Genomic DNA, 26297 nt, shown 5'->3' with positions numbered 1-26297 from the left:
CCGGCGGTGTGCTGCTGCCGTTCTTCTCCTTCATGACCTTCCTGATCGCGGTCCCCACCGGTGTGAAGTTCTTCAACTGGATCGGCACCATGTGGGGCGGCAGCCTCTCCTTCGAGACGCCCATGCTGTGGACCACGGGCTTTCTGGTCACGTTCGTCTTCGGCGGGCTGACCGGCGTGATGCTCGCCTCGCCCCCGCTGGACTTCCCCGCCTCCGACACGTACTTCGTGGTGGCGCACTTCCACTACGTCCTGTTCGGCACCGTCGTCTTCGCGATGTTCGCGGGCTTCCACTTCTGGTGGCCGAAGTTCACCGGCAGGAAGCTCGACGAGCGCCTGGGCAGGATGACCTTCTGGATGCTGTTCATCGGCTTCCACGGCACCTTCCTGGTCCAGCACTGGCTGGGTGTGAACGGCATGCAGCGCCGGATCCCGGACTACCTGGCGGTGGAGGGCCTGACGACCCTGAACACGGTGTCGACGATCTTCTCCTTCCTCCTCGGCCTGTCGATCCTGCCGTTCTTCTACAACGTGTGGAAGACGGCCAAGTACGGCAAGCCGGTCGGCGTCGACGACCCGTGGGGCTACGGCCGCTCGCTGGAGTGGGCGACCTCCTGCCCGCCGCCGCGGCACAACTTCCTCACCCTGCCCCGTATCCGCAGCGAGTCCCCGGCGTACGACCTGCACCACCCGAGCGGTGCACGGGAGGAGCGGGAGTTGACCGCCCCGTGACGTCGATGGACGGCCACCCGGCCGACCCGGCGGCGCTGGTCAACGAGATCGAGGGCCATCTGCTGCTGGTGGCCGCCCGTGAGGAGGCCCGGTCGGCCGCCGTACGCTTCACCGCCCGGCTCGACTGGCTGATGTCCGGTCAGCGGGAGGAGGTGCGGCGGCTGTACGAAGAGGAGCACCTCGCGCTCGCCCTCGCCTCCTGGCGGCGGACGGCCGAGCGCGCCGGACAGCTGCGGCACGAGTACGAGGAGGCCTACCGCGGGCTGCGCCGGCGCGTGCTGGCGCGTGCCGCGCTGGCCTTCGCCGTGCTGGGCTGCGTCCTGGCCGGGGCGGCGGTCCTGCCGGCGCTGTGCCCGAACTGACGTGGCGAGGAGGCGGGTTCAGTCCCTGGCCGCCGGTCCGCCGGTCCGCCGGCGGGTGGGAGGCGGCGTGAATCCCGGCAGCGGGCACAGTGCCCCCGCCCGGCGATCCCCCGGTGGCGTCCAGCCCGGTGGGCGCAGGATTCCCAGCAGTTGACGGACCAGTTCGTCGACGACCTCGTCCAGGGATGCCTCCACCCAGCCGGCGCTCCAGTCGTGCAGCAGGCCGTTGACACTGCCGATGAAGGCCGCGGCGGCGATGCGGTAGTCCCGTGGTGCGGCCTCCTCCCGGGCCACGGCGGCCTGCGCCTCGGCGCAGATGAGGTCGACCCAGCGCGACCGGCGGGCCAGGCGCTGCTCCTCCAGGCGCGCGCTGACGCCGGTGATCTCGACGAAGGTGATGCGGATCCGGCGCGGGTCGGCGGTGACGTTCGCGGCGTACGCGCGGAAAAGAGCGGCGACGCGTTCGTCGAGCGGCAGCCGGCCGGCGCCGGCGAGGGCCTCCCGGACGGCCTGCTCGGCCCAGTCGTTGACCTGGAGGTGCAGGGCGGCCAGGACGTCCTCGAGGGTGCGGAACTCCTCGTAGAACTGGCGGGTGGACAGCCCGGCGGCCTCGCTGAGCGCCGCGACGGTCGTGGCCCTGTAGCCCGGTGTGCCACCGAAGAGCTGGAGCGCGGCGCCGAGGAAGCGCCCGCGCCGCTCGGCCTGCCGCTCCGCGGCGGACTTGCCGCCGTAGCGGCCCGTCGGCGCCCTCAGCCTGCCCGCCACGGTCCCCTCCCTCGTACGCCCACCCCAATTTTGTCGTGTACGCGGTCTTGTGGAGAAGGAGGCCCCCTCCTTACTTTTCAGTAAGTTCTTCTGAAAGCACGCGTGTTCAGATATCCCGGCCCGCTCGGGCCGGCCCCCGCAACGCCCTGCCCCGGGCACCCCCCATCACAGAGGAGAGAGCAGTCATGCCTGCCATCAGACCCAGGCACCTTTGCTCCGTGGCCGCCGCCCTCGTCCTGACCCTCGCCGCTCCCGCCACCACCGCCGGCGCCACCACAGACACCGCCGCCACTGCCACCGCCGCGCCGGGCTCCTCGGCCGCGTTGCGCGAGGTGCTGTTCGTCGGCAACAACTGGGACGGCACCGCCGACGTCATCAGGTCCTCCGGCGACTTCGCGAAGATCGGCCGGATCAACGTCGTCCCGGACAGGGACCGGCGGATGGCGGAGATCAACGCCGACCCGGTCAAGTGGATCTACTTCCAGGCGATCCGCAACAGCGTCGGCGAGGGCCACGACCAGTTCGCGGACGACATGTACTCCACGCCGGACGGCAGATCGGTGGTGGTCTCCCGGCCCAGCTTCGCCGACGTCGTCTCCATCGACCTGGCCACCGGAAGGATCAACTGGCGTTTTCCGGTGGCCGGTTACCGCGCCGACCACATGGCCGTCTCCCCCGACGGCACCCGGGTCGCAGTCTCCGCGTCCACCGCGAACACCGTGCACGTCCTGGACATCGGCACCGGCAGGCAGCTGGGCTCCTTCGCCACCGGTGACAAGCCGCACGAGAACATCTTCACCAGGGACGGCAGATACATCTGGAACATGTCCATCGGGGACGTCAACACCTCCCTCGACGACCCGGCCTGGGACTGGACCAAGGGCGACCGGCACATCACGGTCGTGGACGCGACGACGTACAAGCAGGTCCGGACCATCGACATGCGTCAGCGCCTGGACGCGATCGGTCTGAAGGACTTCTCCGACGCGGTACGGCCCGCGGTCTTCTCCCCGGACGAGTCCAGGCTGTACTTCCAGGTGTCGTTCTTCAACGGCTTCCTGGAGTACGACGTCGCCGCGGACAGGATCACCCGGGTCAAGTCCCTCCCGAAGAACCCGGCCACCAGCGAGGACCGCACCACCTGGGTCAACGACTCGCGGCACCACGGCATCTCGATGAACCCCGAGGGCACCAGGCTGTGCGTCGCCGGCACCATGGACGACTACGCGACGGTCGTCGACCGCACCACCCTGCAGGAGGGCCCGCTGGTGACCGCCGCCAAGCCCTACTGGGCCACGGTCAGCGGCGACGGCAAGGACTGCATCGTCTCCGAGAGCGGCGCCGACCAGGTGACGGCCATCGACTTCGCCACCGGCCGGAAGGTGGTGTCGGTTCCGGTCGGCGACCATCCGCAACGGGTCCGGCTCGGTCATGTGCAGACCGACTGGACGGGGCCGTCCGCGGGCTGACGTCCCCGCCCGGTCGCACCTCGCCGGTCACAGGCGTGCGGCGGCCCACTCCGAGAGTTCGGTCCGGGCCGCCGCCAGCAGGGCCGGGGACGGAGCCGTCGCCCCGTTGGTCACCAGCGCGTAGTGCAGGACACCCGAGTCCGGGTCGGTCAGCAGCAGACGGCGGCTGCCCGTGCCACCGGGTTCGGGTGCCACCGCGATCGGGGTGGTCGGCGTGTACGACGGTGGGGCGTACGCCGTGCCGAGGTCGGAGACCACGGTGGTGGACGCCGTGGGGAACGAGGCCGGCAGGTGCAGTTCGGTCGGGGCCGGGCCGCCGTCCGAGCGCCACACCAGCAGCCCGTACTGGCCGCAGCCCACGAGCTGCCGCACGCCGGGCAGGGAGCTGGGCACCGGGTTCCAGGTCAGCGTCGTCGAGCCGTCGCGCGAGCGGTCCTCGTAGGTGAAGGCGACCGTCGTGCCGGCGGTGGCGCTCGGGTAGAGGCGGTCCAGGAGGCGGGCGTCCTGACGCAACGTCACCGTGCCGTTGCTGTCGAGGCGTACCGCGGACAGGTCCTCGTCGTTCCAGGCGTCGCCAAAGGTGCGGACCTTGTCGGGGTTGCCGTTCATCAGCTCGTGGTGGCGGCCGTTGTAGAGGTCCCACTGCCACTGGGTGCCGGACAGGACAGCACCGGAGTCCTTGGGGTCGGACCACCAACTCGCTCCCGGAACACGGGAGTCGAGCGCCTGGTACATCGCCTTCAGGACCGTCGGCGCCTTGTCCGCGACCGTCCCGGACAGCGGATGGCCGAACTCACTGACCACGGCGGCGGTCCGGGCGGCCGAGGCCCGGTCGCGTACGGCGCCGAAGTCGCCGGCGTACCGGCCGTCGGAGGCCTTGCCCCACATGAGGATCCCGGAGATCGCCTTCTGGTCGTAGAAGTGCGTGTTGAACACGTAGCGGGGGCCGAGCGGGCCCGCGTCGAGCAGGCCGCCCTCCTGCTTCTGCGAGCCGATGTTGGCGTTCCAGAAGAGGTTCGGCTCGACGAAGGCCGGCTTGTCCTGCCAGCCGGCCGTGTCCATCCGGGCCCGGAACCTGACGTAGAAAGGCCACAGCAGGTCGCGTTCCCAGATGCGGCTGGTCCGCCCCGGGTCGTAGGTGCCGGCGTACGGCTCGTTGTACGGGTCGACGCCGGCGACGCCCGCGAACTCCTCTGCTGTCAGGTGCTGCCGGAGCTGGGTCATGGTCTGCTGCGCCATGGCGAGGAAGGCGTCCTGGAGTCCGTAGGTGTTGTGCCAGAAGTCGTACTGGGCCTGCTGGACCGCCTTGTTCTGGGTGATGTTCTGGCCCCAGAAGAAACAGATGCCGCAGGACTCCTGCGGATAGCTTCCGGCCTGTACCGCCCACCCGGGCGCGCCGTCGCCGGTGTACCAGCTGCCGGCGCCGAACAGGTGCCTGGAGTACAGGTCCTGGTGGAAGTCGGGGTACACGCGGATGCCGGCGTCGAGGAACGCCCGCATCTGCGCGGCGACCGCCGCCGGATAGCCGGTGTCCACCTGGCCGCGCACGGGCTCCGCACGGGCCCACGACAACAGGAAGCGGACGGAGTTGCCGCCGCCGAGGGCGCGCAGTGCGGTCGCCGACTTCCTCGCGTCGGCGACGGACGCGAAGGGCAGGCCGCCGTTCTCCGCCAGTTTCGCCTCACCGGAGACGTTGTAGCCGCGCAGCACGACCTCGCGGCCGAAGCCGTCGGTGAAGCGGCCGTCGGACACGGTGAGGGCCGTACCGTCGAACCACAAGGAGTCGGGGACGATGGCGGCGGTGGCGCCGGGGGGAGTGACGGCGGTGGCGGACGGGGATCCTGCCACCGCCAGGAATCCGGAGAGGAAGACCAGAACGACGAGCAGACGCACCCGGATAGTCGACATGTCCACCACAATCCGGCGAGGTGGCGTGAACCGTCAACGCTTCTGCCTCACAGGTAAGTTGATTACCGGTCAGCTCCAGGTGAGAGATACGCACGCCCGTCAGTCCATCCGCGGGCTCCCGGCCCCACCCCGTCCTCCCGTTCCGCCGCGCCCGCCTCGCCCGCCGCGCCCGCCGCGCCCGCCTGCCCCGCCTCAACCCCCCACTCGGCGTGTCAGGTTCAGCAGGTACTCCTTCCGGTCCAGTGGGTTGTGGTCGGTGCGCGGCCGCTCGGGGACCGTGTCACCCAGGACCGGTGCGTAGTGGCCGAAGGCGCTCTCCAGTTCTCCCTCGCCGCGGGTCAGCCCCGGCAGCTGCTGCTCCAGCGCGTGCACCCGGGCCGCCGGGACCTCGCCCTCCAGGACGCACACCGCCTTGTGCGTGCGGGTCTCCTGCGGTACGGCCCGCAGCGCCGACAGCACCGGCAGCAGCGCCCCGAGGGTGTCGACGGGCGCCTCGACGCGGAAGCGGTGCATCGGCTCGTGGACCCGGGTGCGCGCCCGGCGCAGCGCCCCGGTCAGCACGAGCGGGGTCAGGCCGCGGAAGTCGGCGCCGGTGCTCGACATGCTCTTGTCGAAGCCCTGGTGGGCGTGGCTCTGCCGGGGCGAGTAGCCGGAGTGGGTCATGGTGACGACGCAGTCGGTGACCTGCCAGCCGTGCAGTCCCTGCCCGAGCGCCTCGCGCACGGTGTCCTCGACCGCCTTGAAGAAGGCGTACGGCATCGAGCCGAGCTCCACCTCCAGCCGGAAGTCCACACCGGAGCCGACGGGAGCCGGGCCGACCCGCAGCCCGACCGTGGCGAGGAAGGGGTTGCCGTCCTTCTTGTTGAACTCCACGGCCGCCCCGGTCCCCACCGGCCGCTCGATGCACAGCGGGGTCGTCTCCCGGAAAGTGACGTCCAGAGCGAACTCGTCGGCGAGCGTCGCCTGCACGACCTCCTTCTGCACCTCTCCGTAGAGCGCCACGGAGATCTCCTGTCGCACCCCGTCGTGGCGCAGCCCGATCAGCGGGTCCTGCTCGGCGAGCCGGGTGAGCGCGAGGTGCAGCGCACCCCGGCCGACACCCGGGCCGGGCACGACGACGGTCTCCAGCGTCGGCGGCGCGAACAGGCGTTCCGTGGACGCGCGCGGTTCGCCGACCACGTCGCCGATTCGGATGTCGGCCAGGCCCCACAGCTTGGCGATGCGGCCCGCGGGGACGGCGTCGGCGCGGACGTCCGTGCCGTGGTCGAAGAGGCCGATCGCGGTGACCCGTCCCTCGGTGCGGGCATCGCCGTAGGGGACGCGGTCGCGGACGCGCAGCGTGCCACTGAACACCCGGGCGTAGGCGACCTTCTCCCCCGCCGGACCGCGCTCCACCCTGAACACGGTGGCCGAGACCGGCCCCCCGGGATCGCCGCCCGCGGCGGGCAGCAGTTGCCTGACCCCGCCGATCAGCGCGTCCACGCCCGCGCCGGTGATCGCGGACCCGAAGTACACCGGGTGCGCGAGGCACTGACGGGTCTGGGCGGCGAGGGCCGCGTACAGGCGTGCCGAGGACACGGTGCCCTCGACGTACGAGGTCAGCAGGTCGTCGTCGTGGCCGGCGAGGACGTCGAGCGCGGACGGGCCGAGGCCGGGCAGGAAGCGGGCCGCGCGGGTGCCGAGCCCGTCGACGCGCCCCATCGGCACCACGGCCGGGGTGAGCCGCCGCGCCACGGCACGCAGCACGGCCCCCTCCCCGGCGCCGCGCCGGTCGATCTTGTTGACGAAGAGGAGGGTGGGGATGCGCAGCCGCTGGAGCGTGCGCATCAGGACGCGGGTCCGGGCCTGGACGCCCTCGACCGCGGAGATCACCAGTACCGCGCCGTCGAGCACGCCGAGCACGCGCTCCACCTCGGCGATGAAGTCCGGGTGGCCGGGGGTGTCGATGAGGTTGACGGTCACGTCGTCGACCGGGAAGGAGACGACGGCGGACTTGATGGTGATGCCGCGCTGCCGCTCCAGCGCGAGGGTGTCGGTCCGGGTGCTGCCGGCGTCGACGCTGCCGATCTCGTCGATCACTCCGGTGGAGTGCAGCAGCCGCTCGGTCAGGCTGGTCTTACCTGCGTCGACGTGCGCGAGAATTCCGAGGTTGAGCAAGTGCACTGAGCGTCATGTCCTTCGGTGCGGGCCGGATTCCTTCCTGGGCGGACATGAACGCTGTGCGCATCGGTGCTCCTCGCTGGGTGACGGCGGTTCGGGTGCAGTGCAGCAGAGCCGGGCGGACGACGGCAATGGATTAACGCTCAACAAAGCTCGCTCCAGCACTCGCCGCGGTCGGAGCCCGGTCTTAGAGTGACGTACGTCACCCTGGTCGCCGTTTCCCTCGCTTCCCTCACTTCCGCCCGCACGGTCCCTGGAGCGCACATGACCCACATCTCGGTGAAGGTGGACGGCACGTCGTACGAGGACGACGTGGAACCGCGTCTGCTGCTGGTCCACTACCTGCGCGACCGGCTCGGCCTGACCGGCACCCCGATCGGCTGCGACACCTCCAGCTGCGGGGCCTGCACGGTCGAACTGGACGGCGTGAGCGTGAAGAGCTGCTCGGTGCTGGCCGTCCAGGCGGACGGTGGCGAGGTGACCACGGTGCAGGGCCTGGCCCAGGACGGCGAGTGGACCGCGCTGCAGCGCGCCTTCCACGAGCGGCACGCGCTCCAGTGCGGCTTCTGCACGCCCGGGATGATCATGGCCGCGCGCGACCTGCTGCGCGAGAACCCCCACCCCACCTCCGACGAGGTGCGCCAGGCCCTCGAAGGCAACCTGTGCCGCTGCACCGGCTACCAGAACATCGTCCGCGCGGTGCTCGCCGCCTCGTCCGAGGAGGTCACGGCATGACCGACCAGGCCCTCGAACCCGAGGTCGGCCGGGCCCGGCTGCGCAAGGAGGACGCGCGGCTCGTCACCGGACAGACCAACTGGACCGACAACATCACCGTCACCGGGCTGCTGCACATGGCCATCCTGCGCAGCCCGATGGCGCACGCCCGCATCACCGGGGTGAACGTCTCCCCGGCGCTGGAACGCCCCGGCGTCGTCGCGGCGTTCAGCGGCCGTGACCTCGCCGACGGCCTCGGCTCGCTGCCCTGTGCCTGGCCCGTCACCGAGGACATGGTCCACCCGGACCACCCGCCGATCGCGGTGGACGAGGTGCGGCACGCCGGTGACCCGGTGGCGGTCGTGGTGGCCCGCGACCGGTACGCGGCCGCCGACGCGCTGGAGGCGATCGAGGTCGGCTACGAACCCCTGCCCCCGGTCCTGGACCTGGAGGCCGCGCTCGCCGAGGACGCCCCGCTCGTCCACGCCGACAAGGGCACCAACCGCTGCTACGTCTGGCCGCTGAAGACCGGCGAGGACTACGAGACGGTGAAGCAGCGCGCCGAAGTGGTCGTCCGGCGCCGCTTCCACCAGCAGCGCCTCATCCCCAACGCCATGGAACCGCGCGCGGTCGTCGTCGCCCCGCTCTCCGCCTCCGGCGAGTACACGGTGTACTCGGCGACCCAGATCCCGCACATCCTGCGGATCATGCTCTCCGTCGTCACGGGCGTCCCCGAGCACAAACTGCGGGTGGTCGCCCCCGACGTGGGCGGCGGCTTCGGCTCCAAGCTCCAGGTGTACGGCGAGGAGGCCCTCGCCCTGGCGGTCGCGCGGCGGCTGGGACGTCCGGTGAAGTGGACCGAGTCCCGCTCGGAGGGCTACCTCGCGACCCACCACGGCCGCGGCATGATCCAGGACATCGAGGTGGCCGCCACCCGGGACGGCCGGCTCCTCGGACTGAAGGTGGACCTGCTGGCCGACATGGGCGCCTACCTGATGCTCGTCACCCCGGGCATCCCGCTCCTGGGCGCCTTCATGTACCCGGCGATCTACAAGATGGACGCCTACGACTTCACCTGCACCGGCGTGTTCACCACCCGGACCCCGACCGACGCCTACCGCGGCGCCGGGCGCCCGGAGGCCACGTTTGGCATCGAGCGGATCATGGACGAGCTGGCCGTGGAGCTCGGCCTGGACCCGATCGAGGTGCGGCGCCGCAACTGGATCGGGCACGAGGAGTTCCCGTACACGACGGTCGCGGGCCTGACCTACGACAGCGGCAACTACGAGGCCGCCACCGACAAGGCACTCGCGCTGTTCGGGTACGACGACCTGCGCGCCGAGCAGCGCAAGCGCAACGAGCGCGGCGACCCCGTCCGGCTCGGCATCGGCGTGTCGACCTTCACCGAGATGTGCGGGCTGGCCCCGAGCCGGGTGCTGCGGGACCTCAGGTACGGTGCCGGCGGCTGGGAGGCGGCCGCCATCCGCATGCTGCCCACCGGCAAGGTGGAGGTGGTCACCGGCACCAGCCCGCACGGGCAGGGGCACGTGACGTGCTGGAGCCAGATCGCCTCCGACGTGCTGGGGGTGCCGTTCGAGGACGTCGAGGTGGTGCACGGCGACACCCAGGCCGCGCCGCAGGGCATGGACACCTACGGCTCCCGGTCGCTGGTCGTCGGCGGGATCGCCGTCCACCGCGCGGCGCAGAAGGTGGTGGACAAGGCGCGCAAGGTGGCGGCGCACCTGCTCGAGGCCAACGAGGACGACCTGGAGTTCGCGGGCGGCGTGTTCTCCGTCAAGGGGTCGCCCGAGGCGCGCAAGACCATCCAGGAAGTCGCCTTCGAGACCTTCCTCTCCCACGACGTGCCCGACGGCATGGAGCCCACCATCAATGCCGAGCACCTGCTCGATCCGGAGAACTTCTCCTACCCGCACGGCACCCACCTGTGCGCCGTCGAGGTCGACACCGAGACCGGGTTCACCCGGATCAGGTCCTACGTCTGCGTCGACGACGTCGGCCGGGTCGTCAACCCCGTGATCGTCGAGGGTCAGGTGCACGGCGGTCTGGCCCAGGGCATCGCGCAGGCCCTGTACGAGGAGGCGGTGTACGACGACGAGGGCAACCTGGTCTCCGGCACGATGGCCGACTACATGGTGCCCGCGGCACCGGACCTGCCCGACTTCGTGACCGACCGGACGGAGACGCCCGCGGTCTCCAACCCCCTGGGCGTCAAGGGCGTCGGCGAGGCGGGCACCATCGCCTCCACGCCCGCCGTGGTCAACGCGGTCGTGGACGCGCTGCGGCCGCTCGGCGTGCAGGACGTCCGGATGCCGTGCACCCCGGAACGGGTGTGGCAGGCCGTTCAGTCGGCCCTGCGGTCCCCCCGGAAGGAGACCTCCGCATGATCCCCCCGGCATTCGACTACACCCGGCCGGCGAGCCTCGACGAGGCGGTCCGCGCCCTCGCCGACGCGGGCGAGGAGGCGAAGGTGCTGGCCGGCGGCCAGAGCCTGCTGCCGCTGCTGAGGCTGCGGCTGGCGTTCCCCGAACTCGTCGTCGACGTCGGGCGGATCCCGGAACTGCGCGGGGTCCGCGAGGACGGCGGCACACTCGCCCTCGGAGCGATGACCACGCACCACGACGTGATCCACGACCCGCTGGTGCGACGGCACGCGGGACTGCTGGCCCAGGCCACCGAGACGGTGGCCGACCCGGCCGTACGGCACCGGGGCACCCTCGGCGGCTCGCTCGCACACGCCGACCCCGCCGGTGACCTGCCCGCGGTGGCGCTGGCCCTGGACGCCGAACTGGTCGCCGTGGGACCGGGTGGGCGGCGCACGATCCCGGCGCGCGAGTTCTTCGCCGACTACCTGCAGACCGCGCTGGCCCCCGATGAACTCCTGGTGGAGATCCGGGTGCCCAAACGGGAGGGCTGGGGTTTCCGCTACGAAAAGTTCCACCGGGTGGCCCAGTCCTGGGCGATGGTCGGGGTGGCCGCGCTGGTACGGCGCGACGACGGGCACATCGCCGAGGCGCGGGTCGGACTGACCAACATGGGCGCGACCCCGCTGCGGGCCTCGGCGGCCGAGGAGGCGCTGACCGGCGCCGGGGACGCGGACGCGGTGGCGCGGGCGGCACGTGAGGCGGCCGAGGGCACCCGGCCGTCGCGGGACGCGTCGGCCTCGCCCGAGTACCGGGCGCATCTCGCGCGGGTGCTGACCAAGCGGGCGGTCCTGGCCGCCGCCGGGATGGGGTGAGCGCCGATCACCGCCATCGACAGCCCCGAGCAGGTGCGGGCCCGCCTGGAGGAGACGGGGTACCTCGTCGACGACGGGCTGGCCATCGCCTGCTTCCTGGCGCTGCGGCTGCACCGGCCGATCTTCTGCGAGGGCGACGCGGGCGTCGGCAAGACGGCGCTCGCCTCGGCCCTCGCCGAGGCGCTCGGCGCCCCGCTGATCAGGCTGCAGTGCCACGAGGGCATCGACGCCTCCCAGGCGCTGTACGACTGGGACTTCCCACGTCAGCTGCTGCATCTGCGGGCCGCCGAGGCGGCCGGGGTCAAGGACGCCGACCGGCTGGAACGCGAGCTGTACGACCGGCGGTTCCTGGTCGCCCGGCCGCTGCTGAGGGCGCTGCAGACCCAGCCGTCGGTGCTGCTCGTCGACGAGATCGACCGGGCCGACGACGAGTTCGAGGCGTTCCTGCTGGAGGTGCTCTCGGAGTTCCAGGTGACGATCCCCGAGCTGGGCACGCTGCGGGCCGAGGTGCCGCCGGTGGTCGTGCTGACCTCCAACCGCACCCGGGAGGTGCACGACGCGCTGAAGCGGCGCTGCCTGTACCACTGGTTCGACCACCCCGGCTTCGCCCGCGAACTCGCCATCGTCCGGCGGCGGCTGCCACAGGTGTCGGCCCGGCTGGCCGAGCAGGTGACCGCACTGGTCCAGGCCCTGCGCGCCGAGGACCTGCTCAAGCCGCCCGGGGTGGCCGAGACCCTGGACTGGGCCCGCGCCCTGGACGCCCTGGGTGCCGACGAGGCCGACGCGGAACTGGCCGTCGCGACACTGGGCTCGGTCCTGAAGTACCGCGAGGACACGGACCGGGCCCGTGGCCTGGACTTCGCGGCGGTCCTCGCGGCGCGGGGAGCGTGATCGACGTGGCGGCGCCCCGGGAACGGCCGGCCCGGGCCGGGGAACGCGGACCGAGCGAGGTAGGGCGGGACACGTGCGGGGCGGCAGCGGACACGCGCGGGGCGCTCGGGGCAGAGGCGGAAACCCAGGGGCCGTACGGGACGAAACCCGGCACGCACGCGGCGCGCTCTCCGGGCACGGGCGCGGTGGGCGATCCGGGTTCCGGCACGGCGGGCGATCCGGACGCGGGCACGATGAGTGATCCGGGTTCCGGCGCGACGGACAATCCGGGCATGGGCACGGCGGGCAACCCGGACATGGGCACGGCGAGCAACCCGGGCATGGGCACGGCGAGCGACCCGGACATGGGCACGGCGAGCAACCCGGGCATGGGCACGGCGAGCGACCCGGACGCGGGCGCGGTGGGCGATCCGGGCGGTGCCGGTGGGGGTGCCGGTGGGCCGGGGGCGGGTGTCGCGGGCGAACCGGCCTTCTCGGCCGGTCCTCCTCGCCGTGCGGACGCCCTCGCCGGTGCGGCCGAGCAGCGCGGCGCCGGCGCCGACGCCGCGCTGCTCGGCTTCGCGCGGGCGCTGCGCGCCGCCGGAGTGGACGCGAGTACCGAGCGGGTGCATGCCTTCCTGCGGGCGGTCGACGCGCTGCGGACGGGGGTACGGGGAGACGTCTACTGGGCGGGGCGGCTGACACTGTGCGGGGACCGGGACGACCTGGAGCGGTACGAGCGGGTGTTCGCCGCATACTTCGGTACCGGTCAGACGCCGACCCGCACGGTGCGGTCCGTCCCCCCGCCCCGGCTGCGGCTGGTCCTGCGGGAGGGGCCCGCCGGCCCGCGCACCGAAGCCCCCGAAGGGGAGCCGCAGGGGCCGCCCACCGCGTCGCTCGCCAGCTCGGCGGAGGTGCTGCGCCACCGTGACGTGGCCGAGCTGAACCCCGCCGAACGCGCGCAGGTGCGCCGGCTGCTGGCCGCGTTCGCGCTGCGCGGGCAGCTGCGCCGCACCGCGCGGCGGCGGCCGGCCCGGCGCGGAACCGTCGACCCGCACCGCACCGTACGGGAACTGCTGCGCCGCGGCGGCGAGCCCGCGCTCCTGCGGCGGCACGCGCGTGCCGAGCGGCCACGGCGGGTGGTGCTGCTCGTCGACGTCAGCGGGTCCATGGCGCCGTACGCCGACGCGCTGTTGCGGTTCGCACATGCGGCCGCCCGGGGGCGGCGCACGGAGGTGTTCACCATCGGCACCCGGCTGACCCGGGTGACCCGGGAGCTGTCGCACCGGGACCCGGACCTGGCGATGGCCGCGGTCGCCGAGGCCGTACCCGACTGGCGCGGCGGCACCCGCCTGGGCGAGCTGCTGCGGGAGTTCCTCGACCGGTGGGGGCAGCGGGGCATGGCGCGCGGGGCCGTCGTGGTGCTGCTGTCCGACGGATGGGAACGCGGTGATCCGCGGCTGCTGGCCGAGCAGATGCGGCGCCTGCACCGGCTGGCGCACCGGGTGATCTGGGCCAATCCGCGCAAGGCGCGCCCCGGTTACGCGCCGCTCGCCGCCGGCATGGCGGCGGCGCTGCCGAGCGTGGACGCCTTCGTCGAGGGACACAGCCTGGCCGCGCTGGAGCGTCTGGCGGCGGTGGTGCAGGGCGCGGAGGCGGACGACGCTCATCGCGACGTCGACGTCGACGTCGCGATGGGCGTGGGCGTGGGTGCCGGGACGGAGCGCCGTACGACGCCGTCGGCCGGTCCCGCCCCGCCGCCCGCGCCCACCCCGGCGGGCGGAACGGCGTGGCCGCCGTGAACGCGAGGCGGACGCGGACCAAGGGGGCGGAGCCGGCGGAGCCCCCGCGGGGGCCCGGGGCGCAGCCCCCACGGGTGGCCCTTCGACTCACCGGGACTGGCGGACGGGTCGGCAGGCTCTGCGGGCGCCCGCAGAAAGGAGCGCAACGTGCGTGAGATTCTCCCCGTGCTGGAGCAGTGGTACGCGACACGCGTGCCGTTCGGTCTCGCCACGGTCGTCGCGGTCAGCCGCAGCGCACCGCGCGACCCCGGTGCGGCCATGGCCGTCGGCCCGGACGACGAGGTGGTGGGCAGTGTGTCCGGGGGCTGCGTGGAGGGTGCGGTCTTCGACCTGGCCCAGGAGGTCGTGGCCGACGGCGAGGCCCGCCTGGCGACCTTCGGCTACAGCGACGAGGACGCCTTCGCGGTCGGACTCACCTGCGGTGGCGAGATCACCGTGCTGGTCAGGCCCGTGACACCCGAGTCGGACCCCACGTTCGGCGCCGTGGCGGCCTCGGTCGCCTCCGAGGAGCCGGTGACCGTGGCGACGGTGGTCGACGGGCCCGCACCGCGCGGGGCGGCGCTCGCGGTGTGGCCGCGGACGGTGGCGGGCACGCTGGGCGCGCCCGGCCTGGACGTGGCGGTCACCGCGGACGCCCGTGGCGAACTCGCCCTCGGGGCCACGGGGACGAGGCACTACGGTCCGCACGGCGAGCGGCGCGAGGACACCGTCACGGTCTTCCTGCACTCCTTCGCCCCGCCGCCGCGGATGCTGGTGTTCGGCGCGATCGACTACGCGGCGGCCGTCGCCCGGATCGGCGCCTTCCTCGGCTACCGGGTCACGGTGTGCGACGCCCGCCCGGTCTTCGCCACGCCGAAGCGGTTCCCGGACGCCGTGGAGGTCGTCGTGGACTGGCCGCACCGCTATCTGCACGGCACGGACACCGACGAGCGCACGGTGATCTGCGTCCTCACCCACGACCCCAAGTTCGACGTGCCGCTGCTTGAGGAGGCGCTGCGCCGGCCGGCCGCCTACATCGGGGCGATGGGCAGCCGGCGTACCCACCACGACCGGCTGGAGCGGCTGGTGGAAGCAGGTCTGTCGGAGGCCGAGCTGTCGCGGCTGCGCTCCCCGGTCGGGCTCGACCTCGGCGCCCGTACCCCCGAGGAGGTGGCCGTGTCGGTCGCCGCCGAGATCATCGCGCTGCGCTGGGGCGGTACCGGGGCCCCGCTGGCCGCGACCGCAGGAGCCATCCACGCGACCGGCTCCGCCTGAGTGCGAGGAGGAAGTCATGGAGCTGCACCACGAGTTCACCGTCCCCGTCCCGGTCGACGACGCCTGGCGGGCGCTCCTCGACATCGAGCGCGTCGCGCCGTGCCTGCCGGGGGCCGCCGTGGAGGAGTACGACGGCAAGACCGTGACCGGGTCGGTCAAGGTCAAACTGGGTCCGATCACCGTGACGTACAAGGGGACGGCCGTCTTCGAGGAGCAGGACGAGGCTGCCCACCGCATGGTGCTCGCCGCGAGCGGGCGGGAGACCCGCGGGCAGGGCACGGCCCGGGCCACCGTCACCGGCACGCTGGAGGAGCGCGACGGCGCCACGGCGGTGTCGGTGCGGACCGATCTGACCGTGACCGGCCGCCCGGCGCAGTTCGGGCGCGGGGTCCTGGCGGAGGTGGGCGACCGGCTGGTGGGGCAGTTCGCGGACTGTCTCGCACGGCGGCTCGCCGAACCGGCCCCGGGCGCCGCGGCCGCGGAGCCCGGGGCGGAGGGCCGCGCGGAGGCCGCGCCGGGCACCAGGACGTACCCGGCGGTTCCCGCGGAGCCCGAGCCGCTGGATCTGCTGCGCACCGCCGGGGTGCCGGTCGCCAAGCGCGCCGCCGTGCTGGCCGGGGCGGCCGTAGTGGTCGCGCTGCTGGTCGTGGGGGTGCGCCGGCTCCGGCACACCTGACGGGACGGGCGGGCCGCCTCGCGTCCCGCGTTCCACGGAATGGCCGTTCACGAATTTGCCGGGGTTTGCCGAATCGGTTGGTGTGAGGACGTGAGAGAGGGGTACGTGCCGCACTACGGATGAGGCGTGCATGCCTCTGCAGCACATGTGCGGCATATCTCCGCTGGAAGGAGGTCCGTGAAAGCGCCCACTCGCAGCGCACGGGCCGCTTCCGCGCACGGAGCGGCCCGGCTCTCGCCGAGAATTCGGATACGAGAAAGGGAAGAGTGACCCGGGGCGGCCCCTCACCGGGCCGCCCTCCTGTGTGCTCACCTCCGGTGCGTGCTCATCACGCGCTCGCCCGTTACGGGACCCGGCGCGGCGGCAGTCGGTGCAGCTCCACCTCGGTGAGGCGGCCGCGGGCGGCGGTGACGGTCATGTAGGTGCAGTGGGGCTGGCGGCGGCGGTCGGTCGGGGAGCCGGGGTTGAGCAGGCGCAGGCCGGAGGGGGCGGTGGTGTCCCAGGGGATGTGACTGTGACCGAAGACCAGCACGTCCAGGTCGGGGAAGCGGGCGGCGCAGCGGTCCTCTCGGCCCTGGGCGGGTCCTGTCTCGTGGACGGCTCCGAAGCGCAACCCGCCGAGGTCGGCGTGGGCCACCTCGGGAAGGCGCGCGCGCAGCTCGGGGCCGTCGTTGTTGCCGTAGACACCGATCAGCCGGCGGCTGTGGCGCTCCAGCAGGTCGAGCGTGGCGGCGTCGGCCCAGTCCCCGGCGTGGAAGACCACGTCGGCGCGCGGGACCTCGTCGAGCAGCTGCGCCGGCAGCTCCTTGGCGCGCTTGGGGAGATGGGTGTCGGACATCAGGAGCAGGCGCACGAGGCCAGCGTACTGCGGGGCACCCTCCGGAGATCTACAGTTCAACTGTTTAGTTCAAACTGTTCAGTTCAGACTGGACAGTTTCGGCTGATGGTTCTACCGTCACCGCATGGATCACAAACCCACCGAGTTGCCCGAGGGCATCTCTGCCTCCGCGGCCCGGGCCGCGCGCGAACTGCGGGTGGTGTTCAGCCGGCTGCGGCGCCGGATCCGCGAGGTCGCGCAGGACGAGGACCTCACGCCGTCCCAGGTGTCCGCGCTCACGCTGGTCGGCAAGCACGGGGCCGCCACGGCCAGCGCCCTGGCCGCCGCCGAAGGGGTCCGTCCGCAGTCGATGGCGACCACGCTGGCCGCACTCGAGCAGCACGGACTCATCCGGCGCAGCCCCGACCCGGACGACGGCCGGCGGCAGCTCGTCACCCTCACCGACGGCGGCAGGGAGCGCACCGAGGACAACCGGCAGGTCCGCGAGGAGTGGCTGACCCGGGCCCTGGAGGACCGGTACACCGAGGCCGAACGGCAGACGCTCATCGAGGCGTTGGCTCTCATGGAACGGCTCACACGGTCGTGATACCGAGGCCCGCGGGCAGCACGCGGTGGGTGCTGCCGGCCGCCGGGGGCGTGATGGGCGTGCCCCAGGGGCTGATCGGCCTCGCCAACCAGAACGCCCTCTACCGGCAGGCCGATCCCGCGCGGATCGCCTCGGCCGCCGGGCTGCTGCGCACCTTCATGTACCTCGGCGCGCCGGGCGCCTCCGCGGCCACCGCGGCGTTCTTCCCGCACCGCGCCGACACGGCCGGTCTGCACGACCTGGCCCTGTTCATGCTCGCCGGATCGGTGCTGCTCCGGGCGAGCCCCCTGCCCGACCGATCCCTCGGGTCCCTTGAGCCCCTCGGGTCTCTCGGGTCCCTCGGGTCCCCTGGAAAACACACACCCCCCGAAAGGCCTGACCCCCATGGCACTCACCGCCCTCGACCCGCGCACCGCCCTCGTGGTCGTCGACCTCCAGGCCGGCATCGTCGGCGCGCCCACCGCGCCGCACTCCGGCGCCGAGGTGGTCTCCCGCACGGTCGGGCTCGCCGACGCGTTCCGCGCCCGCGACCTTCCCGTCGTCCTCGTCCGGGTGTCCTTCGCCGCCGATTTCGGTGACGTTCCGCCCGGCCGCACCGAAGCACCCCGCTCCGGTGGCGGCCGCCCCGAGGGCTGGGACGTGATCGTTCCCGAACTGGCCGGTCACCCGGGCGACGTCACCGTCACCAAGCACAACTGGGGCGCCTTCCACGGCACCGACCTCGACGTACAGCTGCGCCGCCGCGGGGTGACCCAGATCGTGCTGACCGGGATCGCCACCAGTATCGGTGTGGAGTCCACCGCACGGGCCGCGCACGAACACGGCTACCACGTCACGCTCGCCACCGACGCCATGAGCGACCTCGACGCCGAGGCCCACCGGGGCAGCGTGGAGCGGATCTTCCCGCGCCTGGGCGAGACGGGCAGCACCGCCGAGGTCCTCGAGCTACTGGCGAAGACCCACGGCTGACACGACGGGGGTGCTCGACGCACTCGCCGCCGAGCACCCCTTCCAGTCGGGTGGATCCCCCTGATCAGGGCCGGAGTTGAGAGGCGGTCAGTCCTCGCCCCGCACGATGTTCCACTCGGGACCCGTGTGGTCCCGGTCCGTGCCGCCGCAGTCCTCGAGCGCCGGCACACAGGTGCGCAGGCCCTCCTTCCGCACGCGACGGGCCCTCGCCCAACCCGTTTCGGCACGCTGGACAAGGGGCTTCTCACTGGTGTGCGCGGTCACGACGCCTCATCTTCCTTCTGCGTCCGCTGCTGTTCGGTGGTTCTGTGGCGAACCGCCGTGGCCCTGGCGCCCGGGTCCCCGAAGGAGGGCACGCCAAACGCGGGCGGTCCCACCTCTCACCCGGGTCACGTCGTACCCATACCGCAAAACCATCCCGGTGACCGACACTGCCGGGCATGGAGTCGACGTCGCGGGAGCGGGAGGCCGGGGCCGCGTCGCGGACCGGCATGGGTCCGTGGCGGTTCGTGGTGTGGTTCGGCACCGTCAGCCTGCTCGCGGACTTCGTCTACGAGGGTGCCCGCTCGGTCACCGGACCGCTGCTGTCCTCGCTGGGGGCCTCGGCGCTGGTGGTCGGCTTGGTCACGGGCGCGGGCGAGGCGGCGGCCCTGGGGCTGCGGCTGGTGTCCGGGCCACTGGCCGACCGCACCCGGCGCTTCTGGGCATGGACGATCGCCGGATACGCCCTGACGGTGGTGTCCGTGCCGCCGCTCGGAGCCGTCGGGACGCTGTGGGCGGCGTGCGCCCTGGTGGTCGCCGAGCGGGTGGGCAAGGCGGTGCGCTCACCCGCCAAGGACGCGCTGCTGTCGCACGCCACCGCGGCGACCGGACGCGGCCGCGGCTTCGCCGTGCACGAGGCCATGGACCAGGTCGGCGCGCTGGTCGGCCCGCTGACCGTCGCCGGGGTGCTGGCGCTGACGGGCAACGCCTACGGACCCGCGCTCGCGGTGCTGGCGGTCCCGGGGGTTGCCGTGCTCGGGCTGCTGTGGTGGCTGCGGGCACAGGTGCCCGAGCCCCGCCGGTACGAGCACGAACCGCACGAACCGGCCGCACCGACGAAGGCCCCGGCGGCTCCTGGCGCTCCTGGCGCTCCTGCCACTCCCGCGGCGGGCCCTGTCCGGCTGCCGGTGGCGTTCTGGACGTACGCGGCCTTCACGGCGGTCACGACGGCGGGCTTCGCCACCTTCGGGCTGCTCTCCTACCACCTGGTCCAGCGACACCTGATGGCGCCCGCCTGGGTGCCGGTGCTGTACGCGGCAGCGATGGCCGTGGACGCGCTGGCCGCCCTGGCAACCGGCTGGCTCTACGACCGGCACGGGCCCGGGGTGCTGGTGGTCCTGCCGCTGTTCGCGGGGCTCGTGCCGGCGCTCGCGTTCACGGACGCGACCGCCGTCGCGGTGGCCGGGGCGCTGGTGTGGGGTGCGGCGACGGGCGTGCAGGAGTCGACGTTGCGCGCCACGGTCGCCGATCTGGTGCCGCCGGGGCGGCGGGCGACGGCCTACGGGGTGTTCGCCGGCGTCGTCGGCGCGGCGAGCCTCGCGGGCGGAGCACTGACCGGCGCGTTGTACGGCGTGTCGATCCCGGCGCTGATCACGGTGGTCGCGGCGGTCCAGGTGGTGGCCCTGGTGCTGCTGGCGGTCACCCGCACGCGCCGCACCCGGCCCGCCCCGGCCTGACGGGGGGCGTCACTTCCCGCCGGCGCCGCCGCTGCCGAAGGAGCCGCTGGAACCCTCGTCCCAGCGCGGGCGGGCCTGGTCCTCGCCGCGCCCGCCGCCGGAGGGGCTGAGATCGTGCGGGGCGAGCCGACGGCCGGTCTCCTCCGCGCGCGGAACCTCGTCCGGTTCCCCTCGCTGCCGTGTCTCACGGACCGGCCCGGACTGCGGCAGCGTCGGGGGCTCACCGGTCCCGGGAATCCCCGGTTCGCGCTGTTTCACGTTGATGCCGAGCCGCACGGCCCAGATCAGGGCACCGGCGATCACCAGACCGCCGACGATCACGATGACGACCCCGACGACCGAGCTCGCGGCAGCTGCTTCGTACCGGCTGGTTTCCATATGGGTCGGGTACCCGGCCCCGGTCGCCGGATACGTGCCGCCCTGAAGGCGCCCGGAAGGCGCCCTGACCGCCGCCGCCCACCCGGTCCGGTCTCCGCTCCCGACCGCCCGCGCCGTGGCCGTCAGCGCGACGGCCACGGGCTCACGGCGCCTGTGGTGGACTGTCGTCGCTCTCCCTGGCTGCGCGGGCCGCTCTGTCCACCTCGGCCTCTACGTCCGTGCGTGGTCGTCCCTCGTCGCTCGCGTACTCGTTGACGGCTGCCTGCAGGTCCCGGGCCAGGTCGCGCCAGGCCCGCAGGGCCGTCTCGTACGTCTCGCCCTGCGCTCCGGTCCACCGGGTCTGCGCGGGCGGCCCGTAGTCCTGCCGCAGTTGCTCGACCCGGTTGTGTGCCTCGTCGGCCGCCAGCTTCCTGGCCACAAGCTCTTCGAAGGTGTGTGACACAGCCCAGGACCCTAAGCACGGCAGACGTACCCGGCGGCCACGACCTGCCGGGACCCGGGCGCGGCGCACCCGTGTGGCGGGTCGTGCCGCCCGCCGGGCCGGATCACTGCTCCAGCATCATCTCGCTCCACACCTGTTTGCCGCCGCCGACCGGCAGGGTGCCCCAGGTCGCCGACACGGCCTCGACGAGGAGGATGCCCCGGCCGCCGGTGGCCTCCCAGCCGATGCTCGTCGGCTTGACGGGCGTGCGGGGCGAGCCGTCGGCCACCGCGATGCGCAGCCGGCGGTTGAGGAGCGTGAGGTCCAGGCGGACCTGTCCGTCCGTGTGCACGAGGGCGTTGGTGACCAGTTCGGAGACGACGAGGAGCACGGCGTCGGCGTCCTCGGTCACGCCCCAGGTGCGCAGCGTGCGCCGGGTGAAACGGCGGGCGTGCCGTACGGCCTCGGGCACCCGCCACACCGTCCAGCTCTCCCGGAGCGGGCGTACTGCCATGCCGTCGTAGCGCATGAGGAGCAGGGCGATGTCGTCGTTGCGGCCGGCGTCGGTCAGCAGGGCGTCGGCGACCAGGCCGAGGTGGACCGGGTCGGCGGCGGCCAGGCTGTGGGCGAGCCGGTCCATGCCCTCGTCGATGTCGGCGTCGGCGGCCTCCACCAGGCCGTCCGTGGTCAGGGCCAGCACGGTGCCGGGCTGGAGCCTGATCGGGGTCATCGGGAACTCGGCCTGCATCAGTACGCCGAGCGGGGGCCCGCCCTCCGCATCGGTGATCTCGACCCTGCCGTCCGGGTGACGTACCACCGGGGGCAGGTGCCCGGCGCGCACGTACCATGCGGAGCCCTGCTCCATGTCGACGTCGACGTAGGCGCAGGTGGCGAACAGGTCCGTCTCCAGCTCCATCAGGAGCCGGTTGGCGTGGGAGACGACCACGTCCGGGGGGTGCCCCTCGGCGGCGTAGGCGCGCAGCGCGGTGCGCATCTGGCCCATCAGCGTCGCGGCCGCCGCACTGTGGCCCTGTACGTCGCCGATGACGAGGGCGACGTGGTTGTCGGGCAGCGGGATCACGTCGTACCAGTCGCCGCCGACCTCCAGACCGGCCGTGGCGGGCAGATAGCGGGCCACGGCCTCGGCACCGGGCAGCTTGGGCAGCCGCCGGGGCAGCAGGGTGCGCTGCAGCATGCCGACGAGCTCGTGCTCGGCGTCGAAGGCGTGGGCACGCAGCAGTGCCTGGCCCGCCAGGCCGGCCGAGGCGGTGAGCAGGGCGCGCTCGTCCGTTCCGAACTCGTGCGGGGCGTCCCAGCCGATCAGGCAGGCGCCGGCCATCCGGCCGCCGGCGGGCAGCGGCAGCACCGCGAGGCCGCCGGGGCCGACCTCCGCCAGGGCGGGCTCCAGGGCAGTTCCGGCGGGCCAGATCTGGGCGCGGCCATCGCTCAGGGCGGCGGCCAGGGTGGGCATGGCCCGGACCGGTGCGTCCGGCCACTCGGTACGCCACTCCAGGCGCCACAGCTCGGGCCAGGACTCCGGTTCGGGCGGGTCGAGGACGGTGACGACGAGCCGGTCGTTCTCCAGTTCCGCGAGTGCGATCCGGTCGGCGTTCAGCGGCTTGCGCAGGGCGGCGACCACGGCCTGGCTGACGTCCCGGACGGTGCCGGCGGTGGCCAGGGCCGCGGCGAGCCGCTGGACGCGGGCGACGTCGGTGACGCCGGCGCGCAGCGTGGAGGCGTCGGCGACGGTGCCGACCAGGCGGGCCGGGCGTCCCTCGCCGCCCGCCATCAGCCGCCCGCGCAGCCGCAGCCACTTCGGCGGCCCGTCGGGCTGCAGGACGCGGAACTCCAGCTCGCGCTCGCCGATCGACATGTGGTCGGCCTCGACCACGGACATCAGCGACGGCAGGTCCTCCGGCACGGTCAGCGACAGCAGGGTCTCGACCTTGCCGTCGAAGTCGGTGCGGCCGATCCCGAACAGCCCGAGGATGTCGTCGCCGACCTCGACCCGTCCGCTGTCCATGGCCAGGCTGAACGCGCCCGGCGGCAGCTCCTCGCCGAGCGTGGTCTCGGCGGGGACCGGGCAGGCAACAGCCCGTGCGATCAGTTCGAGGCACTCCCGGTCCTCGCTGTCGAAGCCGCCGGGGCTCTCGGTGACGGCGAGCAGGCAGCCGCCCTCCCGGCCGTTCAGCGGCAGCGCGCCGAGGAAGACGTCTCCGGCCGGCATCCGCCGGGAGTCGGCGCAGGCGGCGAGCTCCTCGGGTCCCAGCCACACGGCCCGCCCGGTACGGCGGGCGTCGGCCACCGCGGACCGTCCGGCGAGGGGATAGGTGTCGCGCAGCCCGTACAGCGTCCTCGGCACGCCGACCGACTCCGTCAGGCACATCAGGTCGCCGGAGTCGGCGCAGGTGTAGACGCCGGCGAACGCCGCGCCGGTGAAGACCAGGGCCTGTTCGAGTACGCGGCGCAGCCGGTCGCCGTTGGCCGGGGAGGTGGTGAGCGTCTTCAGGGCAAGTTCGGCCCGCAGACTCCTCGTTCTGCGTGCCGTAGCGCCCTCACTGACCACGTTGGCCATTACAGCGCGTATCGGCCGCGTGCGCAGCCCCTGTGAGGGTTCCGTGGAGTTCCGGGGTGGCCGAATCGCCGGAGGGCGGCCCGCCGGGCCGCCCCCGTTACGGCGCGCGCGGGCCCGATTGCCGGCGGTGCCGTCCGCTCCCGGACGCGGGGTGCCGGCCGGCGCGGGCTGCGCCGGGTCCGGGGGTGCCGGCCGGCGCGGGCTGCGCCGGGTCCGGTCGTGGGGCCGGGGTCCGGCCGCGCGCGTCGGGTGCGGGGGCGCATGGGCACGGCCTACAGCGGGTCCGTGCCCCGCCTTCGACCGTGCCGCCGTCCCCCGCGCCGCACCCGCATCCGTGCGGTGACCGTCCGCCCCGACCGCTCGCCGTGCGCGCCGGGCCACCAGCGGGTCCGCGCCCCGCCTTCGACCCTGTCACCCACCCCGCGCCGCACCCGCATCCGTGCGGTGACCGTCCGCCCCGACCGCTCGCCGTGCGCGCCGGGCCACCAGGAGAGAGCCTTGACCCCGGGGACCCGTCGCCCGGCCGTGCGAGGAGGTGGTCGGCGTGTCCGAGGGGCAGTCGCCGGGGCAGTCGTCCGGACGGGCACCGGCTGCCGGGGGCCGGACGGTCGAGCGGCCGCTGCTGTCCCTGGCGCTGGCCTCGATGATGGACGAGGTCCAGGCGCACTCCGGGGCGGTGTATCTGCTGGCGCCCGACCAGCCGGTGCTGGAGATGGCGGTGATGGCCGGCATGCCCCGGGAGTTCGCCGCGCCCTGGCAGCGGGTGGGGCTGAGCGCGCCGATCCCGGTCGCCCGGGCGGTGCGCGAGCGGCGGCTGGTCTGGGTCGGCGGCGAGGAGGAGATGGCCCGCCGCTATCCGCGCATCGCCGTGGTCCTGCCCTACCCCTTCGCGCTCGCCGCCCTGCCCGTGGTGACCCGGGCCCGTGCGTACGGCGCCGTCTTCGTGACCTGGCCCGGGTCCCACCCGCCGGTGCTCTCGGACTGGGAGCGGGAGCACCTGACCGCGGCCTGCGACCGGCTCGCGCTGCGGCTGGAGCGGGCCGCGGCGGAGAACCGCCCGGTGCGGCCGGAGCCCGATCTCCTCGCCGCGCCGCCCGCCGGCGGGGTGGCCGGCGCGCTCGGCTCGGTGGAGGCGGCCAGGATGGTGGCCAGGCTGCCCTACGGGCTCGCCTCGCTCGATCTGCACGGCCGGATCTCCTTCGTCAACGCGGCCGCCGCCGACCTGCTCGGCCTGCCCGTCGGCGAGCTGCTCGGCACCCGGCTGTGGGCGTCGGTGCCGTGGCTGAACGACCCGATGTACGAGGACCGCTACCGGGCCGCACTGATCAGCCAGCACGTCACGTCCTTCGTGGCGCTGCGTCCGCCCGGCGACTGGCTGTCGTTCCGGATGTATCCGAGCACCACCGGGCTGAGCGTCCGCATCAGCCGGGCCAGGGCGGTGGCGGAGCTGGGCCGGTCCGTGCCCCCGCCGGGCACGGGGCCGTCCAGCCTGGTGACCATCTCGCAGGTGCTGACCCTGGCCGGGGCGCTCACCGAGGCGGTGGGCGTGCAGGACGTGGTGCGACTGGTCGCGGACGAGATCGTCCCGGCCGTCGGAGGCCAGGCCCTGATGATCCTCGGCTCGCAGTCCGGGCGCCTGCACGTGCTGGGACACCGCGGGTATCCGGATGCGCGGGTGGTGGAGCGCTTCCACGGGACATCGGTCACCGCGCCGACGCCGGGCGCGCACGTGCTGTCCACCGGGGTGCCCGCCTTCTTCGACTCCCAGCAGCAGCTGGAGCGGCTCTACCCGGCGCGGCACTCGGCCCCCGACGGCTTCGCGGCCTGGGCGTTTCTGCCGCTGATCGCGTCCGGGCGCCCGGTGGGCACCTGTGTGCTCGCCTACGCCGACCGGCATTCCTTCGCCGCGGACGAGCGGGCCGTCCTGACGAGCCTGGGCGGACTGATCGCGCAGGCCCTGGAGCGGGCCCGGCTCTACGACGCCAAGCACCGGCTGGCGCACGGGCTGCAGCAGGCGCTGCTTCCCCATTCGCTGCCCCGGCTGCCGGGCTTCGACGCGGCCGCACGGTATCTGCCGGCCACCCAGGGCATGGACATCGGCGGCGACTTCTACGACCTGGTGGCCACCCACCCCACGGCGGCCGCGGTGATCGGGGACGTCCAGGGGCACAACGTGACCGCCGCCGGACTGATGGGCCAGCTGCGCACCGCGGTGCGCGCGTACACGACGGTGGGCCAGGAACCGCAGGAGGTCATGCGCAGCACCAACCGGCTGCTGATGGACCTCGGGGTGGAGCTGTTCGCCAGCTGTCTGTATCTGCGGCTGGATGCGGCGCAGGGGTGTGCCGTGATGTCCCGGGCGGGGCATCCGCCGCCGCTGCTCAGACGCCCGGACGGGCGGGTGCGCGTGCTCGACCTGGCCGGTGGGCCGCTGCTGGGGATCGACGCGGCGGCCACGTATCCGACGACGAGGGTCGGCCTCGCCCCCGGCTCGGTGCTGGTCCTGTACACCGACGGGCTGGTGGAGGCACCCGGGGCGGACATCGAGGACGCGCTCGCCGAGCTGGGGCACCAGCTCGGCGAGGCCGGGGACGTGCCGCTGGCCGAGCTCGCCGACCGCCTGGTGCGGCACAGCGCGGCGGCACGGGAGCGGGTCGACGACGTGGCGGTGCTGCTGTTGCGGGCCCGCGGGGACGGCTGAGCCGGCCGGGTTCGGCCGCGGGAACAGAGTGGTGCGGCCCCCCCCCCCGCGGGGCGGGCCACACCACAGAAAGGCCGGGACCCCGGGTGGGGCGGGCAGTGGGCGGGGGGGTCGGGGGCGCAGGCCCCCGGCGCGCGGGTCAGC

21 protein-coding genes and 2 pseudogenes are annotated in these 26297 nt (G+C 73.6%); 15 read left to right on the top strand and 8 right to left on the bottom strand.

What is annotated here, in order from left to right; translation table 11 throughout:
- Both ACH4UM_RS40995 and ACH4UM_RS40990 read left to right on the top strand, forming a co-directional pair.
- Positions 1-731: cbb3-type cytochrome c oxidase subunit I (locus ACH4UM_RS40995; RefSeq protein WP_398191519.1), on the top strand; the 731-nt coding region annotated here is incomplete at its 5' end.
- A 5-nt stretch (positions 732-736) separates the two neighbouring features.
- Positions 737-1093: a hypothetical protein gene (locus ACH4UM_RS40990; RefSeq protein ID WP_398191525.1), complete on the top strand. Its 357-nt coding sequence runs from the start codon at positions 737-739 to the stop codon at positions 1091-1093.
- Between the two features lie 18 nt (positions 1094-1111).
- Here the strand turns inward: ACH4UM_RS40990 and ACH4UM_RS40985 are convergent, their stop codons facing one another.
- On the bottom strand, positions 1112-1858 hold the full coding sequence (locus tag ACH4UM_RS40985; RefSeq protein ID WP_398191516.1) for a TetR/AcrR family transcriptional regulator: 747 nt from the start codon (positions 1856-1858) through the stop codon (positions 1112-1114).
- Between the two features lie 185 nt (positions 1859-2043).
- Here ACH4UM_RS40985 and ACH4UM_RS40980 point away from each other — a divergent pair, with 185 nt between their 5' ends.
- Positions 2044-3327 (top strand): YncE family protein, encoded by a 1284-nt coding sequence (locus tag ACH4UM_RS40980; protein ID WP_398191513.1) that lies wholly within the window; start codon positions 2044-2046, stop codon positions 3325-3327.
- Positions 3328-3354: 27 nt separating this feature from the next.
- Here ACH4UM_RS40980 and ACH4UM_RS40975 read toward each other — a convergent pair whose 3' ends face one another.
- Together ACH4UM_RS40975 and ACH4UM_RS40970 are read right to left on the bottom strand one after the other, a co-directional pair.
- Positions 3355-5235 (bottom strand): endoglycosylceramidase, encoded by a 1881-nt coding sequence (locus ACH4UM_RS40975; protein ID WP_398191510.1) that lies wholly within the window; start codon positions 5233-5235, stop codon positions 3355-3357.
- Positions 5236-5427: 192 nt separating this feature from the next.
- Positions 5428-7398 carry a GTP-binding protein gene (locus ACH4UM_RS40970; RefSeq protein WP_398191507.1) on the bottom strand — a complete coding sequence of 657 codons (1971 nt, stop codon included), beginning with the start codon at positions 7396-7398 and terminating at the stop codon, positions 5428-5430.
- Between the two features lie 261 nt (positions 7399-7659).
- Here ACH4UM_RS40970 and ACH4UM_RS40965 point away from each other — a divergent pair, with 261 nt between their 5' ends.
- The 7 genes and pseudogenes from ACH4UM_RS40965 to ACH4UM_RS40935 all read left to right on the top strand — a co-directional run bounded on the left by ACH4UM_RS40965 (position 7660) and on the right by ACH4UM_RS40935 (position 15967).
- On the top strand, positions 7660-8130 hold the full coding sequence (locus tag ACH4UM_RS40965; protein ID WP_398191504.1) for a (2Fe-2S)-binding protein: 471 nt from the start codon (positions 7660-7662) through the stop codon (positions 8128-8130).
- A complete protein-coding gene (locus ACH4UM_RS40960; protein WP_398191501.1) occupies positions 8127-10514 on the top strand; it encodes a xanthine dehydrogenase family protein molybdopterin-binding subunit in 2388 nt (795 codons plus the stop codon). The genes ACH4UM_RS40965 and ACH4UM_RS40960 overlap by 4 nt, the downstream gene beginning before the upstream one ends.
- Entirely contained in the window at positions 10511-11365 is an 855-nt protein-coding gene (locus tag ACH4UM_RS40955; RefSeq protein WP_398191498.1) for an FAD binding domain-containing protein, read from the top strand. The genes ACH4UM_RS40960 and ACH4UM_RS40955 overlap by 4 nt, the downstream gene beginning before the upstream one ends.
- Before the next feature lie 6 nt (positions 11366-11371).
- A complete protein-coding gene (locus ACH4UM_RS40950) occupies positions 11372-12256 on the top strand; it encodes an AAA family ATPase (protein WP_398191522.1) in 885 nt (294 codons plus the stop codon).
- A gap of 368 nt (positions 12257-12624) precedes the next feature.
- A pseudogene (locus ACH4UM_RS40945) lies at positions 12625-13890 on the top strand (VWA domain-containing protein); the annotation flags it as partial.
- A gap of 294 nt (positions 13891-14184) precedes the next feature.
- Positions 14185-15291, top strand: coding sequence for an XdhC family protein (locus ACH4UM_RS40940; protein WP_398191496.1), 1107 nt, complete (start codon positions 14185-14187; stop codon positions 15289-15291).
- Between the two features lie 16 nt (positions 15292-15307).
- The gene (locus ACH4UM_RS40935) at positions 15308-15967 is read left to right on the top strand and encodes an SRPBCC family protein (protein ID WP_398191493.1); all 660 of its coding nucleotides are present in this window, start codon (positions 15308-15310) and stop codon (positions 15965-15967) included.
- Between the two features lie 343 nt (positions 15968-16310).
- Here the strand turns inward: ACH4UM_RS40935 and ACH4UM_RS40930 are convergent, their stop codons facing one another.
- Positions 16311-16820, bottom strand: coding sequence for a metallophosphoesterase family protein (locus tag ACH4UM_RS40930; protein ID WP_398191490.1), 510 nt, complete (start codon positions 16818-16820; stop codon positions 16311-16313).
- Positions 16821-16929: 109 nt separating this feature from the next.
- Here ACH4UM_RS40930 and ACH4UM_RS40925 point away from each other — a divergent pair, with 109 nt between their 5' ends.
- The 3 genes and pseudogenes from ACH4UM_RS40925 to ACH4UM_RS40915 all read left to right on the top strand — a co-directional run bounded on the left by ACH4UM_RS40925 (position 16930) and on the right by ACH4UM_RS40915 (position 18360).
- Positions 16930-17391, top strand: a complete 462-nt coding sequence (locus tag ACH4UM_RS40925) for a MarR family winged helix-turn-helix transcriptional regulator (RefSeq protein ID WP_398191488.1) — start codon at positions 16930-16932, stop codon at positions 17389-17391.
- A gap of 32 nt (positions 17392-17423) precedes the next feature.
- Positions 17424-17711: pseudogene (locus ACH4UM_RS40920) on the top strand (MFS transporter); the annotation flags it as partial.
- Between the two features lie 64 nt (positions 17712-17775).
- Positions 17776-18360: a hydrolase gene (locus tag ACH4UM_RS40915; RefSeq protein WP_398191485.1), complete on the top strand. Its 585-nt coding sequence runs from the start codon at positions 17776-17778 to the stop codon at positions 18358-18360.
- Between the two features lie 87 nt (positions 18361-18447).
- Here ACH4UM_RS40915 and ACH4UM_RS40910 read toward each other — a convergent pair whose 3' ends face one another.
- Entirely contained in the window at positions 18448-18624 is a 177-nt protein-coding gene (locus ACH4UM_RS40910) for a hypothetical protein (RefSeq protein ID WP_398191483.1), read from the bottom strand.
- A gap of 176 nt (positions 18625-18800) precedes the next feature.
- On the opposite strand from ACH4UM_RS40910, the gene ACH4UM_RS40905 reads away from it, so the two are divergent.
- Entirely contained in the window at positions 18801-20078 is a 1278-nt protein-coding gene (locus ACH4UM_RS40905; protein ID WP_398191480.1) for an MFS transporter, read from the top strand.
- 9 nt (positions 20079-20087) lie between these two features.
- On the opposite strand, the gene ACH4UM_RS40900 is transcribed toward ACH4UM_RS40905, so the two are convergent.
- The 3 genes from ACH4UM_RS40900 to ACH4UM_RS40890 form a co-directional block, all read right to left on the bottom strand.
- Entirely contained in the window at positions 20088-20456 is a 369-nt protein-coding gene (locus ACH4UM_RS40900; RefSeq protein ID WP_398191477.1) for a DUF6479 family protein, read from the bottom strand.
- A gap of 142 nt (positions 20457-20598) precedes the next feature.
- A complete protein-coding gene (locus ACH4UM_RS40895; RefSeq protein WP_398191474.1) occupies positions 20599-20898 on the bottom strand; it encodes a hypothetical protein in 300 nt (99 codons plus the stop codon).
- Positions 20899-21001: 103 nt separating this feature from the next.
- The gene (locus ACH4UM_RS40890; protein WP_398191471.1) at positions 21002-23452 is read right to left on the bottom strand and encodes a SpoIIE family protein phosphatase; all 2451 of its coding nucleotides are present in this window, start codon (positions 23450-23452) and stop codon (positions 21002-21004) included.
- A 535-nt stretch (positions 23453-23987) separates the two neighbouring features.
- Between ACH4UM_RS40890 and ACH4UM_RS40885 the strand changes: the two genes are divergently transcribed.
- Positions 23988-26153, top strand: coding sequence for a SpoIIE family protein phosphatase (locus ACH4UM_RS40885; RefSeq protein ID WP_398191468.1), 2166 nt, complete (start codon positions 23988-23990; stop codon positions 26151-26153).
- Positions 26154-26297 lie beyond the last annotated feature (144 nt).

This window comes from Streptomyces sp. NPDC020801, from assembly GCF_044334385.1.
Classification (GTDB): domain Bacteria; phylum Actinomycetota; class Actinomycetes; order Streptomycetales; family Streptomycetaceae; genus Streptomyces.
Note: the sequence above shows the minus strand (reverse complement) of the source record. Positions and strands in the feature narration are given on the sequence as shown.

Coding starts and splice junctions, on each gene's coding strand:
- ACH4UM_RS40990 (WP_398191525.1), top strand. CDS start 737: ATGGACGGCCACCCGGCCGACCCGGCGGCGCTGGTCAACGAGATCGAG.
- ACH4UM_RS40980 (WP_398191513.1), top strand. CDS start 2,044: ATGCCTGCCATCAGACCCAGGCACCTTTGCTCCGTGGCCGCCGCCCTC.
- ACH4UM_RS40975 (WP_398191510.1), bottom strand. CDS start 5,235: ATGTCGACTATCCGGGTGCGTCTGCTCGTCGTTCTGGTCTTCCTCTCC.
- ACH4UM_RS40965 (WP_398191504.1), top strand. CDS start 7,660: ATGACCCACATCTCGGTGAAGGTGGACGGCACGTCGTACGAGGACGAC.
- ACH4UM_RS40960 (WP_398191501.1), top strand. CDS start 8,127: ATGACCGACCAGGCCCTCGAACCCGAGGTCGGCCGGGCCCGGCTGCGC.
- ACH4UM_RS40955 (WP_398191498.1), top strand. CDS start 10,511: ATGATCCCCCCGGCATTCGACTACACCCGGCCGGCGAGCCTCGACGAG.
- ACH4UM_RS40935 (WP_398191493.1), top strand. CDS start 15,308: ATGGAGCTGCACCACGAGTTCACCGTCCCCGTCCCGGTCGACGACGCC.
- ACH4UM_RS40925 (WP_398191488.1), top strand. CDS start 16,930: ATGGATCACAAACCCACCGAGTTGCCCGAGGGCATCTCTGCCTCCGCG.
- ACH4UM_RS40915 (WP_398191485.1), top strand. CDS start 17,776: ATGGCACTCACCGCCCTCGACCCGCGCACCGCCCTCGTGGTCGTCGAC.
- ACH4UM_RS40905 (WP_398191480.1), top strand. CDS start 18,801: ATGGAGTCGACGTCGCGGGAGCGGGAGGCCGGGGCCGCGTCGCGGACC.
- ACH4UM_RS40900 (WP_398191477.1), bottom strand. CDS start 20,456: ATGGAAACCAGCCGGTACGAAGCAGCTGCCGCGAGCTCGGTCGTCGGG.
- ACH4UM_RS40890 (WP_398191471.1), bottom strand. CDS start 23,452: ATGGCCAACGTGGTCAGTGAGGGCGCTACGGCACGCAGAACGAGGAGT.